Annotated in this window: 20 protein-coding genes and 1 pseudogene; 7 read left to right on the forward strand and 14 right to left on the reverse strand. The window is 61.3% G+C overall.

All coding sequences use genetic code 11. The annotated features are described in order from the left end of the window. Nucleotides 1-47: 47 nt before the first annotated feature. Together LGH82_RS27150 and istA are read right to left on the reverse strand one after the other, a co-directional pair. Nucleotides 48-623 (reverse strand): annotated as a pseudogene (locus LGH82_RS27150) (ATP-binding protein); the annotation flags it as partial. After that, a complete protein-coding gene (istA, locus tag LGH82_RS27155) occupies nt 620-2,092 on the reverse strand; it encodes an IS21 family transposase (protein WP_227344002.1) in 1,473 nt (490 codons plus the stop codon). The gene istA and the pseudogene LGH82_RS27150, both read right to left, overlap by 4 nt. A 317-nt stretch (nt 2,093-2,409) precedes the next feature. On the opposite strand from istA, the gene LGH82_RS27160 reads away from it, so the two are divergent. Then, nucleotides 2,410-3,387 carry a tyrosine-type recombinase/integrase gene (locus LGH82_RS27160; protein WP_227345667.1) on the forward strand — a complete coding sequence of 326 codons (978 nt, stop codon included), beginning with the start codon at nt 2,410-2,412 and terminating at the stop codon, nt 3,385-3,387. A gap of 44 nt (nt 3,388-3,431) precedes the next feature. Here LGH82_RS27160 and LGH82_RS27165 read toward each other — a convergent pair whose 3' ends face one another. Both LGH82_RS27165 and LGH82_RS27170 read right to left on the reverse strand, forming a co-directional pair. After that, on the reverse strand, nt 3,432-4,151 hold the full coding sequence (locus tag LGH82_RS27165) for a response regulator (protein WP_227345668.1): 720 nt from the start codon (nt 4,149-4,151) through the stop codon (nt 3,432-3,434). After that, nucleotides 4,138-4,671, reverse strand: coding sequence for a MarR family winged helix-turn-helix transcriptional regulator (locus LGH82_RS27170; protein ID WP_227349693.1), 534 nt, complete (start codon nt 4,669-4,671; stop codon nt 4,138-4,140). The genes LGH82_RS27165 and LGH82_RS27170 overlap by 14 nt, the downstream gene beginning before the upstream one ends. Nucleotides 4,672-4,940: 269 nt before the next feature. Between LGH82_RS27170 and LGH82_RS27175 the strand changes: the two genes are divergently transcribed. The 3 genes from LGH82_RS27175 (at nt 4,941) to LGH82_RS27185 (ending at nt 7,184) form a co-directional block, all read left to right on the forward strand. Beyond that, entirely contained in the window at nt 4,941-5,834 is an 894-nt protein-coding gene (locus tag LGH82_RS27175) for a branched-chain amino acid aminotransferase (RefSeq protein ID WP_227345669.1), read from the forward strand. 144 nt (nt 5,835-5,978) lie between these two features. Continuing rightward, nucleotides 5,979-6,296 carry a hypothetical protein gene (locus LGH82_RS27180; RefSeq protein ID WP_227345670.1) on the forward strand — a complete coding sequence of 106 codons (318 nt, stop codon included), beginning with the start codon at nt 5,979-5,981 and terminating at the stop codon, nt 6,294-6,296. A gap of 249 nt (nt 6,297-6,545) precedes the next feature. Continuing rightward, nucleotides 6,546-7,184, forward strand: coding sequence for an MBL fold metallo-hydrolase (locus tag LGH82_RS27185; RefSeq protein ID WP_227345671.1), 639 nt, complete (start codon nt 6,546-6,548; stop codon nt 7,182-7,184). 209 nt (nt 7,185-7,393) lie between these two features. Here LGH82_RS27185 and LGH82_RS27190 read toward each other — a convergent pair whose 3' ends face one another. The 3 genes from LGH82_RS27190 to LGH82_RS27200 all read right to left on the reverse strand — a co-directional run bounded on the left by LGH82_RS27190 (nt 7,394) and on the right by LGH82_RS27200 (nt 8,681). Further along, nucleotides 7,394-7,795: a BA14K family protein gene (locus tag LGH82_RS27190; protein WP_227345672.1), complete on the reverse strand. Its 402-nt coding sequence runs from the start codon at nt 7,793-7,795 to the stop codon at nt 7,394-7,396. 215 nt (nt 7,796-8,010) lie between these two features. Next, on the reverse strand, nt 8,011-8,223 hold the full coding sequence (locus LGH82_RS27195) for a cold-shock protein (protein WP_227345673.1): 213 nt from the start codon (nt 8,221-8,223) through the stop codon (nt 8,011-8,013). Nucleotides 8,224-8,468: 245 nt separating this feature from the next. Beyond that, nucleotides 8,469-8,681 (reverse strand): cold-shock protein, encoded by a 213-nt coding sequence (locus LGH82_RS27200; protein ID WP_006202520.1) that lies wholly within the window; start codon nt 8,679-8,681, stop codon nt 8,469-8,471. Between the two features lie 525 nt (nt 8,682-9,206). Here LGH82_RS27200 and LGH82_RS27205 point away from each other — a divergent pair. Further along, nucleotides 9,207-9,608 carry a Kazal-type serine protease inhibitor domain-containing protein gene (locus LGH82_RS27205; protein WP_227349694.1) on the forward strand — a complete coding sequence of 134 codons (402 nt, stop codon included), beginning with the start codon at nt 9,207-9,209 and terminating at the stop codon, nt 9,606-9,608. A gap of 16 nt (nt 9,609-9,624) precedes the next feature. On the opposite strand, the gene LGH82_RS27210 is transcribed toward LGH82_RS27205, so the two are convergent. From LGH82_RS27210 to LGH82_RS27235, 6 genes are all read right to left on the reverse strand, one after another. Further along, complete coding sequence (locus tag LGH82_RS27210; protein ID WP_227345674.1) at nt 9,625-10,242, reverse strand: flavodoxin family protein; 618 nt, start codon at nt 10,240-10,242, stop codon at nt 9,625-9,627. Between the two features lie 97 nt (nt 10,243-10,339). After that, on the reverse strand, nt 10,340-10,564 hold the full coding sequence (locus LGH82_RS27215) for a hypothetical protein (RefSeq protein ID WP_227345675.1): 225 nt from the start codon (nt 10,562-10,564) through the stop codon (nt 10,340-10,342). Between the two features lie 91 nt (nt 10,565-10,655). Then, on the reverse strand, nt 10,656-10,793 hold the full coding sequence (locus LGH82_RS27220; RefSeq protein ID WP_227345676.1) for a hypothetical protein: 138 nt from the start codon (nt 10,791-10,793) through the stop codon (nt 10,656-10,658). Between the two features lie 34 nt (nt 10,794-10,827). Then, nucleotides 10,828-11,079 carry a hypothetical protein gene (locus LGH82_RS27225; RefSeq protein WP_227345677.1) on the reverse strand — a complete coding sequence of 84 codons (252 nt, stop codon included), beginning with the start codon at nt 11,077-11,079 and terminating at the stop codon, nt 10,828-10,830. Next, nucleotides 11,076-11,342, reverse strand: coding sequence for a hypothetical protein (locus LGH82_RS27230; protein ID WP_227345678.1), 267 nt, complete (start codon nt 11,340-11,342; stop codon nt 11,076-11,078). The genes LGH82_RS27225 and LGH82_RS27230 overlap by 4 nt, the downstream gene beginning before the upstream one ends. A gap of 199 nt (nt 11,343-11,541) precedes the next feature. After that, the gene (locus tag LGH82_RS27235) at nt 11,542-11,748 is read right to left on the reverse strand and encodes a cold-shock protein (RefSeq protein WP_227345679.1); all 207 of its coding nucleotides are present in this window, start codon (nt 11,746-11,748) and stop codon (nt 11,542-11,544) included. Between the two features lie 323 nt (nt 11,749-12,071). Here LGH82_RS27235 and LGH82_RS27240 point away from each other — a divergent pair, with 323 nt between their 5' ends. Together LGH82_RS27240 and LGH82_RS27245 are read left to right on the forward strand one after the other, a co-directional pair. Next, nucleotides 12,072-12,266 carry a hypothetical protein gene (locus tag LGH82_RS27240; RefSeq protein WP_227345680.1) on the forward strand — a complete coding sequence of 65 codons (195 nt, stop codon included), beginning with the start codon at nt 12,072-12,074 and terminating at the stop codon, nt 12,264-12,266. Between the two features lie 224 nt (nt 12,267-12,490). Continuing rightward, complete coding sequence (locus LGH82_RS27245) at nt 12,491-14,074, forward strand: tetratricopeptide repeat-containing sulfotransferase family protein (protein WP_264484338.1); 1,584 nt, start codon at nt 12,491-12,493, stop codon at nt 14,072-14,074. A 247-nt stretch (nt 14,075-14,321) separates the two neighbouring features. Here the strand turns inward: LGH82_RS27245 and LGH82_RS27250 are convergent, their stop codons facing one another. Next, complete coding sequence (locus LGH82_RS27250) at nt 14,322-14,807, reverse strand: dihydrofolate reductase family protein (protein ID WP_227345682.1); 486 nt, start codon at nt 14,805-14,807, stop codon at nt 14,322-14,324. Nucleotides 14,808-14,859: the final 52 nt, after the last annotated feature.

The raw sequence follows: 14,859 nt of genomic DNA on the forward strand, positions 1-14,859 counted from the left end.
GGTCGCCTTTCATCAGAAGGAAACTCTCCACTTTTTCGGGGCAAGTCCAGTTCGAAGAGCACGCTCGTTTCGGCCTGGTCCTTGGTGACGTAGGCCAGATCGTCGAGGATGAGCAGATCGAACTTGTCGAGCTTGGCGATGGCGGCTTCGAGCTGCAGCTCTCGCCGCGCGATCTGGAGCTTCTGCACGAGATCGGTGGTTCGGGCGAACTGCACGCGCCAGCCGTTCTCAATGAGGGCGAGTCCGATCGCTGCCGCAAGATGCGACTTTCCGCCACCGGGTGGGCCGAACAACAGGATATTGGCGCCCTTGGCGAGCCAGCTGTCACCGGCGGTCATGGCCATGACCTGGGCCTTGGAGACCATGGGTACGGCGTCGAAGGCGAAGCTGTCGAGCGTCTTTCCGGGCGGCAGATGCGCTTCGGCCAGATGCCGTTCGATCCTGCGATGTGCCCGTTCGGCCAGCTCATGCTCGGCGATGGCCGAGAGGAACCGGGCGGCGGGCCACCCCTCTCTATCGGCCTGCTCGGCAAATTGCGCCCAGAGCGTCTTGATCGTCGGTAGCCGGAGTTCGTTGAGCATGATGCCGAGGCGGGCTTCGTCGATGGTGTGGGCGTTGCTCATGCGACGTCTCCCACATGGGTTGCCCCGATCAGGGCTTCATAGCCGTTAAGGGAAGCGAGTTGCACCAAGACGGTCGGCAGCCGTGCGGGGTCCGGGCCGAGGAGGGTTCGCAAGACGGCAATATCGGGCAGGTCGCCGGCGTCGAGGGTCTCGGTGAGTTGCTCGGCAAGCTCACGCTCGCAGCCTCGATCGTGGGCCAGCGCCAGCAGATCGACCATGATCTTGCACGCCTGCCTGTCCGGCAGCCGCTCAATGAGCTCGTCGAAGGCCCTGCGGTATTCCTGCCGCGGGAAGAGCTTGTCACGATAGACGAGATTAAGAAGCGCCATCGGCTTTTTGCGCAGGGAATGGATGACGTGCCGATAGTTGACGACCTGATCGTGCCTCCCGTCGGCATGGCCTCGGCCCCTGGGCAGCGTCATCAGCTTTGTTCCTCCCATAAAGACCTCGAGGCGATCATCGAACAGGCGGATGCGAAGCCGATGTCCGATCAGGCGGGAGGGAACGGTGTAGAAGACCTTGCGCAAGGTGAAGCCGCCGGTCCGCGACACGGTGACGACCACCTCCTCGAAGTCGCTGGTCCGCTGGTCTGGAAGTTCCTGCAGTTGAGGGCGTTCGGCATCGATGCGCTTGCCATGATTGGCGTTGTGCCGGCTGACGATCTCGTCGATGAAGGCTCGATACGCGCCGAGATCGTCGAAATTTCTGCTGCCGCGCATCAGAAGGGCGTCACGGATGGCATCCTTGAGATGGCCATGGCTGCTTTCGATCGAACCGTTCTCGTGCGCGATGCCCTTGTTGTTGCGGGTCGGCGTCATGCGGTAGTGCGCGCAAAGCTCTTCGTAGCGATGCGTGAGATCCTCCTTCGCATCGGCGCTGAGGTTGCGGAAAGCCGCCGACAGGCTGTCGCTGCGATGATAGAGCGGCGCTCCCCCAAGCGACCACAGCGCGTTCTGCAGTCCTTCGGCCAGGGCCACGAAGCTCTCGCCGCCGAGAATGACATGGGTGTGTTCAAAGCCGGACCAGGCGAGCCGGAAGTGGTAGAGTAGATGATCAAGAGACTGGCCGGCGATCGACACGTCAAGGCTGCCCATGTCGGTAAAATCCGATAGCCCGAGTCGGCCGGGTTCGTGAAGCTGGCGGAAGATAACCTCCTGCTCTTCGCCGTGGATGGCACGCCATGACCGGATGCGCCGCTCCAGCGTTCGGCGAATGCCCGCGCTCAGTTCCGGGTGCCGCCGCAGCATCTCCTCATAGATGGCGACAACACGGATGCCTGGCGCCGCCTTCAAAAGGGGAACGACCTCGGCATCGAAGATATGCTCGAGAGGGTCAGGCCTCCGCCGGCCACGAGCCTTTTGCTTTTGCGATGGCAGGTGCGCGTCCGTCTTGATGCGATAGGCCGTCGCCCTGCTGATCGACGCCTTGGCGGCGGCGACCTCGATAGAATTGTTTTGTCGGTACTTCATAAAAAGCCTCGTCTGATGATCGGTTACATGGCGACCCGGCACAAAGATGGTTCTCCATTCCAGAAAACCACCAAGCTACCGGGCCGACCGCGATCATAAGACGCTGAAAAATTGCGCGGCGGCGGGGGTGTAACTCCGGTCGGGCTACGCCCTCCCTTCGTCACACCCCCGCCGCCGAGTCTCATCCTGATTGACGCTGAGTCTCACCTTGTTTGTCGCCGCGCATCAAAGCCTTCATTGATCGAACCGGCCGGCCGCGGCACTATTTCAGACAGTCGAACACTACCCTGCCAGGTCTTCCATACTCGACGGAGTTTATGGATGCCTACGGGGCGGCGCTGAAGGCGTGGGAAGCCGGCAGGGCGGCACCAACAACCATGATAGGAGCTAATCGAACCCAGCCCGGCACAATCGGTGCGCTGATCCTCTCCTACTACGGCAGCGCAGATTTCAGAAATCTAGCAAAGGCGAGCCAGAAGACGTATCGGAACGCACTCGAGCGCATCCGTATTGAATATGGCATTGGCTCGGTCGCTAGGATCGAGCGCAAGCACGTCCTCAAGATGATGGATAAGAAGGCTGAACACCCTGGCGCGGCCAACGAACTGCTGAAGATGATGAAGCTCCTGATGGGGCGCGCCATCGACATGGGGATGCGCAAGGACGATCCAACGATCCGGATACGGCGCATGAAAATCAAGTCGGGCGGGTTCATCACCTGGGAGGAGGAGGACATTGTCGCGTTCTACGCGGCGCACGCAGAGGGCACCCGCGCCCGCCTCGCCCTCGACCTTCTGCTGTTCACCGGTCAGCGACGCGCAGACGTGATTGGTATGGGTCGGCAGCACGTCAAGAACGACGTCCTGTCCATTCGGCAGCAAAAGACAGGCACGGCCGTCTCGATCCCACTTCATGCATACCTCAAAGGGACGCTCGATGCCCGGCCCCAGGACAACCTCACATTTCTCCTGACGCAATACAAAAAGCCGTTCCAGCCCGAGTCTTTCACTAACTGGTTCCGGGTCTGTGTCCGCGAAGCTGGTTTGCGCGAGGATCTGGCAAGCGGCGCCATGGGGCTTTCACCGCACGGTCTGCGCAAGGCGTGTAGCCGACGGCTTGCCCAAGCCGGCTGCACGCCCCACCAGATCAAGGCAATCACGGGCCATAAAAAGCTTGATGAGATCGTTCGCTACACCGAGGCCGTCGATCAGATGCGCTTGGCGCATGAAGCGATAAATGCCATCGCCGAGCACGGAGCAGGAACAAAAACTGTCAAACCAACCTGGTTGGTTTGACAGTTTGAGCCGTAAGTTATTGAAAACGCTTCGTAGCGAACCAGCTATTCTACACTGAGCCGATACCCAATACCGCGAACGGTCTGCAGCCAGACCGGATTGGACGGGTCGCGCTCGATCTTGCGGCGCAGCCGGTTGATCTGGACGTCGATGGTGCGCTCGCCGACTTCCGAATCGTCGCCGACAAGTTCGTGGCGCGGTATGGTCTCGCCGGCCCGCGCGGCGAAGATCGCCAGGATCTCCTGCTCGCGGTCGGTCAGTTTCAGCGCTTCGCCGCCGCGCTTGAGTTCGCGCCTGGCGATCTGGAACGTGTAAGGGCCGAAGACCAACTGCTCGACCTTGGGCGTCGTCGCCGGGCCGCCACGGCGCAGGATGTTGTTGATGCGCAGGATCAGCTCGCGCGGGTCGAAGGGTTTTGGCAAATAGTCGTCGGCGCCGGCCTCGAGGCCACTGATGCGGCTGTCGGTTTCGGAAAGCGCCGTCAGCATCAGGATCGGCACGTTCTTTTCGGCACGCAGCGACTTGGTGAGGTCGACGCCGCTTTCGCCGGGCATCATGACGTCGAGCACCAGCAGGTCGAAATCGAGGCCGGCGAGCTTGCGCCTGGCCTCGCCGGCATTGCCGGCAACGGTGACTCGGAAGCCGTTCTCGGTCAGATATTGCTTGAGCAGGTTACGGATGCGCGTGTCATCGTCGACCACAAGCAGATGCGGCGCATCGTCGTCCGGTGCGGCCGCCTGGTCGACCCTCTCATTGCTCTCCATGGCTTTTCCCTGACATTTTTGCGGGTCCAACGTCGATCTGCGCCCTTAGTTCCGGATTGACCATCGCCTCCAGGAACCGTTCCACCAAGGCCCGTTCGGTGGTTCCGGAATCTTCCAATGCAGCATGGATGCGGCGCGACTGTGGCCGCGCCAGCGCCAGCGCCAGGGCGCGGCCCCTGGCGGTCGGATAAAGTTCGCGCTGGCGTCGGTCGCGGGGCCCCTGCAACTGCACGATATGGTCGGTGTCGATCAATTGCTTGAGCACGCGGGCCAGACTCTGCTTGGTGATCTTCAGCACGTCGAGCAGTTCGGCGACGGTGAGGCCCGGCCGGCGGTTGACGAAATGCAGCACGCGGTGATGGGCGCGGCCAAAGCCATAGTCGGCCAGGATCTGATCGGGATCGGAGGTAAAATCGCGATAGGCGAAGAAGAACAGTTCGATGATGGCGAAGTCGATGCCGTCCTCGTCGGTGATGGCCGTCCTGATCGGTTTTCCGGCAGCTTGGCTTCGATCCGTCATCATTTCTCCGTCCAAAAGGGAAATTATGTCAGTACTATTGACGCAATTTCCCGGCAATGGTAATTTTTGACAAGCTTTTCGGCGGATTGCGAACAAAAAGGCAAGAGAAGACCGTTTTTCCGGAACTTCCTGAGTTTGCCAGACTTCAATTATCCGCCTACGCTTCACCACCTTGGCCGCGTCCGCGCTTCGCGATCTCAGCGCTTTGCGGGGCCGGCACGAACACGCAACGACAATGATATGCGGGCCACCGCCCGTGGGAGGTTACCATGGCATCCGTTCCCTTCGACCAGTTGGACGGCTTCATCTGGATGAATGGCGAGTTCGTCCAGTGGGGCGACGCCAAGATCCACGTGCTCACGCACGGCCTGCATTACGCCAGTGCCGTGTTCGAGGGCGAGCGTGCCTATGGCGGCGAGATATTCAAGCTCAACGAACACACCGAGCGCCTGCATGAATCGGCCCGTCTGCTTGGTTTCAAGATCCCCTATTCGGTGGCCGAACTCAACGACGCCTCGACCACGCTGTTGAAGAAGCAGGGCTTCCAGGACGCGTATGTGCGGCCGATCGCCTGGCGCGGCAGCGAGCAGATGGGCGTTTCGGCGCAGAACAACCGCATCAACTGCGCCATCGCCATCTGGCAGTGGCCGAGCTATTTCGACCCGGCGCAGAAGCTCAAGGGCATCCGCCTGGACATGGCGGAATGGCGCCGGCCCGATCCGCGCACCGCGCCCTCCAAGTCGAAGGCCGCCGGCCTCTACATGATCTGCACCATGTCCAAGCACGCCGCCGAAGCCAAGGGCTATGCCGATGCCATGATGCTCGACTGGCGTGGCCAGGTCGCGGAAGCGACCGGCGCCAACATCTTCTTCGTCAAGGACGGCAAGATCCACACGCCGAAGCCCGATTGCTTCCTCGACGGCATCACCCGCCGCACGGTCATTGGCCTGGCCAGGGATCGCGGCCTCGAGGTGATCGAGCGCGCCATCATGCCGGAAGAACTGGAAGGCTTCGAACAGTGTTTCCTCACCGGAACGGCGGCGGAAGTGACACCGGTTTCGGAGATCGGGCCCTACCGATTCGAGGTTGGTGAAATCGCCAAGACCCTGATGAACGACTATTCCGCCGCTGTTCAGCCCAAGCAAGCGATCGCCGCCGAATAAAGCAACGTCAAATGTTTCAATGATGTGAAGGCGGTTTTCGAACCGCCTCTTTCATTTGAGCTTGCCTGCATTTGACTTTCCCCCAATTCGGCGTCTCATGATGAGGTCGGCCCGGGAGGCTGGCGCTATGGAGGGACTGGTAACATGGACATGAATACGCTTCTTCCGATCATTGTACAGGTGATCGCGGGTGTCGTCGGGGGGCAGGCGATCGGTGCGGCGCTCAAGACTGCGGCGCTGGGGCAGCTTCCCAAGATCCTGGGTGGAGCCATTGGCGGCGTCGGCGGCGCGGCCATTCTCGGCAGCCTGCTCGGCGGCGGCGCGGTCGACCCGGCAGCAGCTGCCACGGCGGCCGGTGGTCTGGGCAGCGTTCTGGACATCAAGAACATTGTCGGCGGCGCTGGCGGCGGCGCGATCCTGACCGGCATCATCGGCGCGGTCATGGGCGCGATGAACAAGTAAGCCCTAGAGCCGGATGATTTCAGGTCGAATCGACCTGAAATCTGAATCCGTCTCTAGATCAAGGAATAGAGCATGATGTCGTCCGAAAACCGCTTCATACTTTTCGGCATCATGCTCTAGGGGTCTCAGTCAAATTCCATGGGCGGCTTCGGCCGCCCATTTCCGTTTTGGGCACTCACTGTTCACTCTCGGCGGTAGACGTTTCGCGCCTCATTGCCTACATCGGGGCGAGACAGCGAAAGGACGATCATGGGTCAGCTCAATGCCGGCATCGTGCCGGTCACACCCTTCCAGCAGAACTGCACCATCCTGTTCGACATGGATGACAAGCATGGTGTCGTCGTCGACCCGGGCGGCGACATCGACAAGGTGCTCGCGGCGCTGAAGGACAATGCGATCACGCCCAGCGCCATCTGGATCACGCATGGCCATATCGACCATGCCGGCGGGGCGATGGAGCTGAAGGAGGCGCTCGGCATCGAGATCATCGGCCCGCACGTGGCCGACAAATCGTTGCTCGACAATCTGGAAAACCAGGGCAGGCGCTATGGCATCGCCGGCGCGCGCGACTGCGTGCCCGACCGGTTTCTCGTCGAGGGCGAGACCGTGTCGTTCGGCTCGCATGTCTTCGAGGTGCTGCATTGCCCCGGCCATGCGCCTGGCCATGTCGTTTATTACAACCGCGCAGCCAAGTTCGCCCATGTTGGCGATGTTCTGTTTCGCGGCTCGGTCGGCCGCACCGACCTGCCGGGCGGTGATCATGCGACCTTGATCGCCTCGATCAAGGACAAGCTCTTGCCGCTCGGCGACGATATCGGCTTCATCTGCGGCCATGGTCCCGGCGGCCGTTTTGGCGAGGAGCGGCGGACCAATCCATTCCTGACCTGATGTACTTCAGATGATACAGGCCTGCTGAAACCGGCCTGCTTCGAACGCCGACCTTGGCTCTTTTTTCATGAGCTCTGAGCTGCCCGTTCAAAATCGGCAAAAAAAGCGCTGTCCGTTAGGGCAGCGCTTTTTTGTTCGGGAGGGGCAGGGAAGCCTCGACCGATCCGCGTCCCCGGGAGGACAAGGACGCAGTATGCTGGATAGCTCGTTCAGTTGGCGGTGCAGAAATGCCGCGCGCCATCATTGCCGATGAACGTGCCGGTCCGGGCATTGAAGGTCCGGTAGCGGTCCGAGCAGTACTCGTACCAGCCCCGGGTCCACGGCTCGGCATAGCCGTTGTAGGCCACCTGCGGCTCCACATAGTAGCGGCGTACCGGCCGATGATAATAACGATAGTCGTAGTCGTCATAGCCGGGATCGTAGTAGGTCGGCTGCGTGAGCGCGCCAGCAATCAGGGCGCCAGTTGCAAGGCCGACCACGCCGGCGGCGAGGGCATCGCCGCCGCCGCGATGATGCCAGCGCCAGTCATCGGCGCTTGCGGCGGGCAAGGTCGCGGCCATCGTCGCTAGGACGGCGGCGGACAGGATGGCAGTTTTGAAAACTCGGTTCATGTCGATCTCCTTCGTGCCGGTCCGTGCGGTCTCGGGGGGATACGATCCGGCTTTACGGATGACTAATATACGACCGTGGCTGAACGGAGGCTGAACGAAATCGACCGGCAATTCATGGGGTGGGATCACATCAACGTGAAAAACGCGGTCGTCCGCCACCGAGAGGTGAGTAGGGCACTTTCGCCTGAGCGGTGATTGTCCGGTCTGAAGCCGGCTTAGCCGATCGAAAGGTTGACGGCCTTGGGTCCCTTGCCGCGCTTGTCCGGCTCGGTGTCGAATGACACTTTCTGCCCATCCTCAAGACCGGGAAGACCCGATGCCTGCACAGCCGAAATATGGACGAAGACATCCTTGGCGCCATCGTCCGGCGTGATGAAGCCGAAGCCCTTGGCATGGTTGAAGAATTTGACGGTGCCGGTCTGCGGCATGGGAAGCTCCCTTAATCCCATAAAGTCCAGTCTCGGGCCGGCAAATGCCCGAAGGGAAATTTGTCCTTTATTTTGGCGCTATCGGCAAGAGAAAGTTTTGACCGGCCCGCTGGAGCACCGCGGGCATGAAAAAGGCGCGACGGAAACCGCCGCGCCTTTCAAAAATTCAAACCCAGCTTCGCACACCTGTTCAAGGCGTAGAAGCCTCCTTGCGCGCCCACCGGGACGCGCAGTGTGCCGATGGTTCAGGCCGCGCGGAGATTGACCGCCTTGGGGCCCTTGCCCATGCGGTCCGGCTCGACGTCGAAGGTGACCTTCTGGCCATCGACGAGCGTGCGCAGGCCCGAAGCCTCGATCGCGGAGATGTGGACAAACACGTCCTTGGCGCCACCGTCGGGCGTGATGAAACCGAAGCCTTTGGTCGCGTTGAAGAATTTAACGGTGCCGGTCTGGGCCATTGGGGAAACTCCTTCACCCGTTCAGTCTTTGATGGTCCTGCCCGCCACCTGGCGTCGAGGGCAAGTCCCGGTGGTTGCTTCGGCAGTCATGCATTGGCGCATGGTCAAACCCCCCGCCGAAAACGGGGCCGTCAGAGATTCACAGTATCGGGGAAAGGTCGTCCAAAACGTTCCGCTCTCCGGGTCGCAAATGCCCGAACACGGAATTTATCGCACGGAAACGTGAGGGTTGCAAGACAGTGCCGCGGGTCGCCCTGATGGGCGCGTCCGACGCATGATGTTCATTGATTTCGATGGGCAGGGGATAGACTTGGAGCGCGGCCGGGTCATCGGCCAGAGACGGGCCAAGCATGGGCCAGCGTGCGAAAAGCGGTGGATAGAGGAGCGCATCCAGAGGTTCACGGCGCGCCTTTGCCGAACGCATCGCCGCTTGCAAACAGGGGTTGCAATCGGCGGCGGAATGAAGAGGAATGGCATGGCATCGCCAGTTTGCGCATGGCAGGGCACTTGGGGAGGGACATGGTCATGAAATTTCTGGCGGCAATGTTCTCGCGTCAGGGCTTTGCCATCCTGTTCCTGTCGGCAATCCTTGCCGCCTGCACGGTCGTGGCGGATGACGGCCCCGGTCCGCGCCCACGCCCGCCAAGGCCCGAGCCGCAATTCTGCTCCATGCAGTATCAGCCAGTCTGTGCCCGGCGCGGCGGCGATCGCCAGACCTTCGCCAATGCCTGCCTTGCCGACCGGGCCGGATATCGCATCATCCGCGACGGCCAGTGCCGTGACGGCGGCGGCGGTGGGGAACAGACATTCTGCACGCGCGAATATCGCCCGGTCTGCGCCCGTCGCCGCGGCGAGATGCGCAGCTTCCCCAATGCCTGCGAGGCACGCGCCGCGGACTATCGCGTGGTTGGCGACGGGCCGTGCTGAGGGGGCAAGAACCGCTCTACTTGGCCACCCCGACATAGGCCTTGCCCTTAAGCAGGGCAGCCAGGTGGGCCGCATTCGCGGCGGCCATCTCGATCATGCCGGCGACCTTGTCTGGGGTTTTCGGCAGGTCGACATAGTTGACGTCGCCCATGGCCTCGCCCACCCAGTAGACACCGCCATTGGCCGGGATGGTGAAGCCGACATCGTTGAGCGACTGGAAGCATTCGGCGTGGCAATGATGCGCTCCGTCCTCATTGCCGACGATCGCCACCAGCGCGACCTTGCCGGCTGCAGGCATGCGCCCCTTGTCGTCGGTCTCCTCGAGAAAGGCGTCCATGCGTTCCATGACACGCTTGGCCACGCTTGACGGCTGGCCCATCCAGATCGGCAGGCCGAGGATGAAGATGTCGGCCGCGATGATCTTTTCGCGCAATTTCGGCCAGTCGTCACCCTTGCCCATGTCGGACAAGACGCCCGGCTTGATGTCATGGTCGAGGGCCCGCACGACCTCGCCCTTCACACCATGCGGCTTCAGGGCCGAGAGCAGATCGGCGATGATCTTGTCGGTGGATGATTTCTCCTTGTCACCGGAGGCTTTCAGCGAGCAATTCATGGCAAAGGCGGTGAGGGACATCGTGCGCTTTCCTGCATGTTGATGTGTAGGCCCAACGTCGTCACGGGCTGGCGGTTGCGTTCAGTCCGGTATGATGGTTGGCAAGGCGACGCCGCGCTCACATCCCTTCCGGATACGCACCATCGGCCGGGCCGGCATAAAGTTCGCCGCCATCCTCGTCGGAGATGCGCAGGCGGTCGGGGATCTGTGGCATGGCCAGCGTGTGGAAGAGCGCGGTGGCGCCCTGTAGTGCGGCGCGCAGGTTAGGCGCTTCCAGCGATACCCTGTCGAGCGTAGCCTCGTCGGCCTCGCGGGACCGGTAGAACTCGATGAGGAAGTTCAAGCAAGCCTCCGTGATGCGGGCGAGGCGTTGCGCGATCCCGCTATCGCGCTGGAGACAGCCTTTGGCGCCGAATGGCGCCGAAGGGAGCGTGTCAGGCCTTCGATTTCGGCTTCATGCCGGATTCTGCCTGCTTGACGGCCGAGCCGAACGGGGAGGCGGGCTTGGCCGCGACCTTTTCCTTCTTGGGCTTGCGTGTCTCGCGGTTGCTGCGCTGTTGGCCCTTGGCCATGTTCAATGCTCCTGGTGCTGGTGTTGTTGAGGTCTCAGACCGCTGGATTGTTGTCGGCCGGTTCGAGATTGTCTTCGGTGGTGACCCGCTCGTGGGTCTCCTGATCGCTGCGGATCCGGTATTGCGGCGAGCCGTCCTTGACCGGCAGCTTGCTCTGGATCTGGAACAGTTCCGCCGTTTTCTGGACAAGGCCCATGCGGCTCTTCATGCGGACCGTCTGGCCGACCGCGAAAAGATGCACGGGCGTGTCGTTGCGCGGGCGCGTGTTCTGCTGGAAGCGGATCATGCTGCGTTCTCCCTGTCGCGCGTCAGCGCTGCTTCGAGTTCGGTCTGGTCAATGGCGACGAGCTGGCTGGTCGGGTTTCTCATCGTCCTTGCCGGCAAATGGATGAAGGTGGCGACACGGCGCCAGGCAAGCCATGACAGGCCGTCGATCAGCTCGTCGTCATGGTCGATGTCGTAGTCGCCAGCCGGCAACTGCCCTTCCACGCCTCCCAGCACGAAGGGTGCCGTGAAATGCGCGATGGAATGGGTGGTGCGGGCCGACATCTGGTTGTGCCTCGACGTTTTTTGTTCCGGTATCAGCCGGGATAACCTTGCCTTGTGGCGCAATGCGAACGAACAGCGTGTCAGAAAACAAAAAAGCGGGGACGAGCCCCGCTTTCCTATTTCCGGCAATCGCTGGAAATAAGCCGCTTTCGAGAGCTGCCAGTACATCCGTGGTCAGCGTTCATCGAATTCGGCCGGATCAGATCAGTTGCAGATTGGCTGCCGATTCGCGGCCCTTGGTGTCGCGATCGAGCTCGAATTGCAGTTTCTGGCCTTCGGCCAGGCCGGGGAAGCCGGCGCGTTCAAGCGCGCTGACATGGACGAAAACGTCCTTGCCGCCATCTGTTGGCTGAATGAAGCCAAAGCCCTTCTGGCCATTGTAGAACTTTACAGTTCCGGTGTTCATATGTGTGTCTTTCGGAATCGAGACATGGTCGCGGTTTGCCGCGCGCCGGGTATCGGAAATCTGGATGAGATTGGCGGGTCGATAACCTCTGACGCCGCGATATGCCAAGCTGGCCCAAAAACGATTTCATATAGATAGTCGCAATCCACGAATTAATCAAGAAGTGCTGCGAGAAAATCGGGCGGCGCCTGAAAATTAATCGCCTATAATCATCTATGAAATTTTGATATGAACCCTTCGCTTTCTAAAAAATTGTTTGAAGTGAGGCGGGAACATTTATCCCGGCATCTTGATTTTATTTATGCATGAAAGGGATAAATCTCATGATTTCCGTAAGAACCCCGGCGGGCACCACTGTGACCATTACGCCGATCGCAATGCCCATCGCAAAGCCGGCCGTCGTCAAGTCGGCGCGGCTGACCATCAGGAGCGACGAGGCTGCCAGGCGGACCATCGCCGACACAGATGGCACGCTGCGGCGGGCAAGGCATCTTGCCGAGACCAATCGCCTGATCTGATGGTCCCGGCTTTGTCGGAAGAAGGGCGCGATACCCTCGGAACCCTTGAACCCGCGGCGCCAATGGCCTAGATCGCGTCAGGCAGACAAACACGGCAGGTTCCCATCAACCGAGATCCAAGAAGACCAGCAGGCGCGGGCGGTGCACAGCCGCCGCTGGGGCTCGACCAGCGCGTACAGCAGGCATTGCAACTGCACCAGGCTGGCCGGCGGCAGGAAGCGGAGATGCTTTACCGTCAGGTGCTGGCGCAAAAGGCCAACCATCCGGCGGCGGCCCATTTCCTCGGGCTGCTGCTGCATCAGACCGGGCGTAGCACAGAAGGGCTGGAGTTGCTCGAGCAGTCCGTGCGGATGCTTCCGGACAATCCGGATTTCCTCAACAATGTCGGCACGGTGATGCGCAACCTCGGTCGGGTCGGCGCGGCTATCGATTTCTTCCGCAAGGCCGTGGAGCTTCGCCCCGATCAACTCGCGGCGCGCGACAATCTCGGTTCGTCGCTGAAGCAGCTCGGGCAATTCGACGGCGCTGAAGAAATCTATCGCGGCACCGTCGGGCGCAATCCCTTCCATGTCCGCGCGCGCATCGGGCTTGCCGAGACGCTGCAGGAAGCCGGGCGGCTGGACGAAGCGCTGTCCGTGTTCCGCGAGGCGCTCAACATCCGGCCCAAGGATGCCGATCTCCTGCACGGGCTGGGCGTCGGGCTGATGGAAAAGGGCAGGCTTGACGAAGCCGCGGACACTTTCCGGCAGGCGCTCGCGGTCGATCCGGGCATGTCGAGAGCCTGGCTGATGCTGACGCAGGTCAAGCGCCAGAAGGAACGCGACACGGAGTTGACGGGCATGGAGGCCCAGCACGCCAAGGCGCCGGAAGGCAGCCTGGAGCGCATGCAGTTGTCCTTCGGCCTCGGCAAGGCCAATGATGACCTGAAGGATTATGGCCGCGCCTTCGACTATTACACCGAAGGCAATGCGATCCGCCGCAAGGGCATCGAATACGACAAGGCCAAGACGAGGGCCGAATTCGAGGCGATGAAGGACACTTTCGATGCCGCCTTCTTCGAAAAACACAAGCCGAGCCCGATCGGCGACGACACGCCGGTCTTCGTCGTCGGCATGCCACGCTCGGGCACGACGCTGATCGAACAGATCATCGCCAGCCACCCGCAGGTCTATGGCGCGGGCGAGCTCAGCATCCTCAAGACGGCGGTTGGCAAGCAATTTCCGATGAGCATGCCCGGCGGCTTCCCGGCCGGCACTGCCGACATGCCCGACAAGGCCTTTGCCGAGGCAGGGCAGGCCTATCTCGACATGTTGCATACCCGCTATCCGGAGTTGCGGCATATCACCGACAAGATGCCCGGCAACTTCCTGCTGATCGGCTTCATCCATCTGATGCTGCCGAAGGCCAAGATCGTGCATTGCGCGCGTGACGCGGCGGCCACCTGCCTCTCGATCTACAAGGTGCATTTCCGTGGCGACACCCATCGCTACGGCTACGACCTTGGCGAACTCGCCGACTTCCACAATCTCTACACCGACATCATGGCGCATTGGCGCAAGGTGCTGCCGGGCGTCGTGCACGATGTGCGCTACGAGGATTTCGTCGCCGACCAGGAAGGGCAGACGCGGGCGCTCATCGCCCATCTCGGCCTGCCGTGGGACGACAAGGTGCTGTCGTTCCACCAGACCGATCGGCCGGTGCGCACGGCCTCGGCCGCGCAGGTGCGCCAGCCGATGTATCAGGGCTCGGTCGATCTCTGGAAGCTCTATGGCGATCGGTTGAAGCCGTTGCTGGACAGGCTGGACTGAACGGTCAGGCCGATGCCCCGCGCCAGATCAGGATGACGTTTGGTTGAACGTCGTCCTGTTGCATCTCTTTGCTGGAGCATGATCTTTTCCGAAACCGGCTCCCCCTTTTCGGGATCATGGTTCTTATGCATGTCGTTATCCCAAAACGACCGCGCGTTTTTGGGCGGCATACATCAGCCGGCCTGTGCCTTCTGCTCATAGCACAGGAAGACGTTGCCATTGCCGAAGGCCTGCGACCGCGCCAGCTTCACGTCGAGCCGGTTGCCGATGCCTTCGAACATCGTCCTGCCGGCGCCGGGACGATGACGAACTGGTATTCGTCGATCAAGTCCTCCTCGGCCAACTGAGCGACGAGATTGCCGCTTCCCAGGATTGTCATGTGATTGCCCGGTTGCTGCTTCAGTTCGCGCAGCTTCGCGGCCGGTCCGCTTTTGACCAACTCGGTGTTGTTCCAACTTGCCGTGTCGAGCGTGCGGGAAAACACGATCTTCGGCATGGCGTTCATGCGTTCGGCCACCACCGGTGCGATCTGGGCGGCCATCGGCGTCGGCCAGAACTGGATCATCAGGTCGTAGGTAAGGCGGCCCAACACCAGCATGCCACCGCCCTTGGCATTGTCGGCGACGAAAGCGTTCCATTCCGGATCCTGGCTGTGCGCCCAGTCCATGGCGCCGTGTCCATCGGTGAAATAGCCGTTGAGCGATATGCTGTTGAATACGATCAGCTTGCGCATAAGTCGGTCCTATTTTGAGACATGAAGACTAGTTTCTGCTCTTGTTACTGGC

The sequence above is a fragment of the Mesorhizobium sp. PAMC28654 genome, assembly GCF_020616515.1.
In the GTDB taxonomy this organism is placed as follows: Bacteria; Pseudomonadota; Alphaproteobacteria; order Rhizobiales; family Rhizobiaceae; genus Mesorhizobium.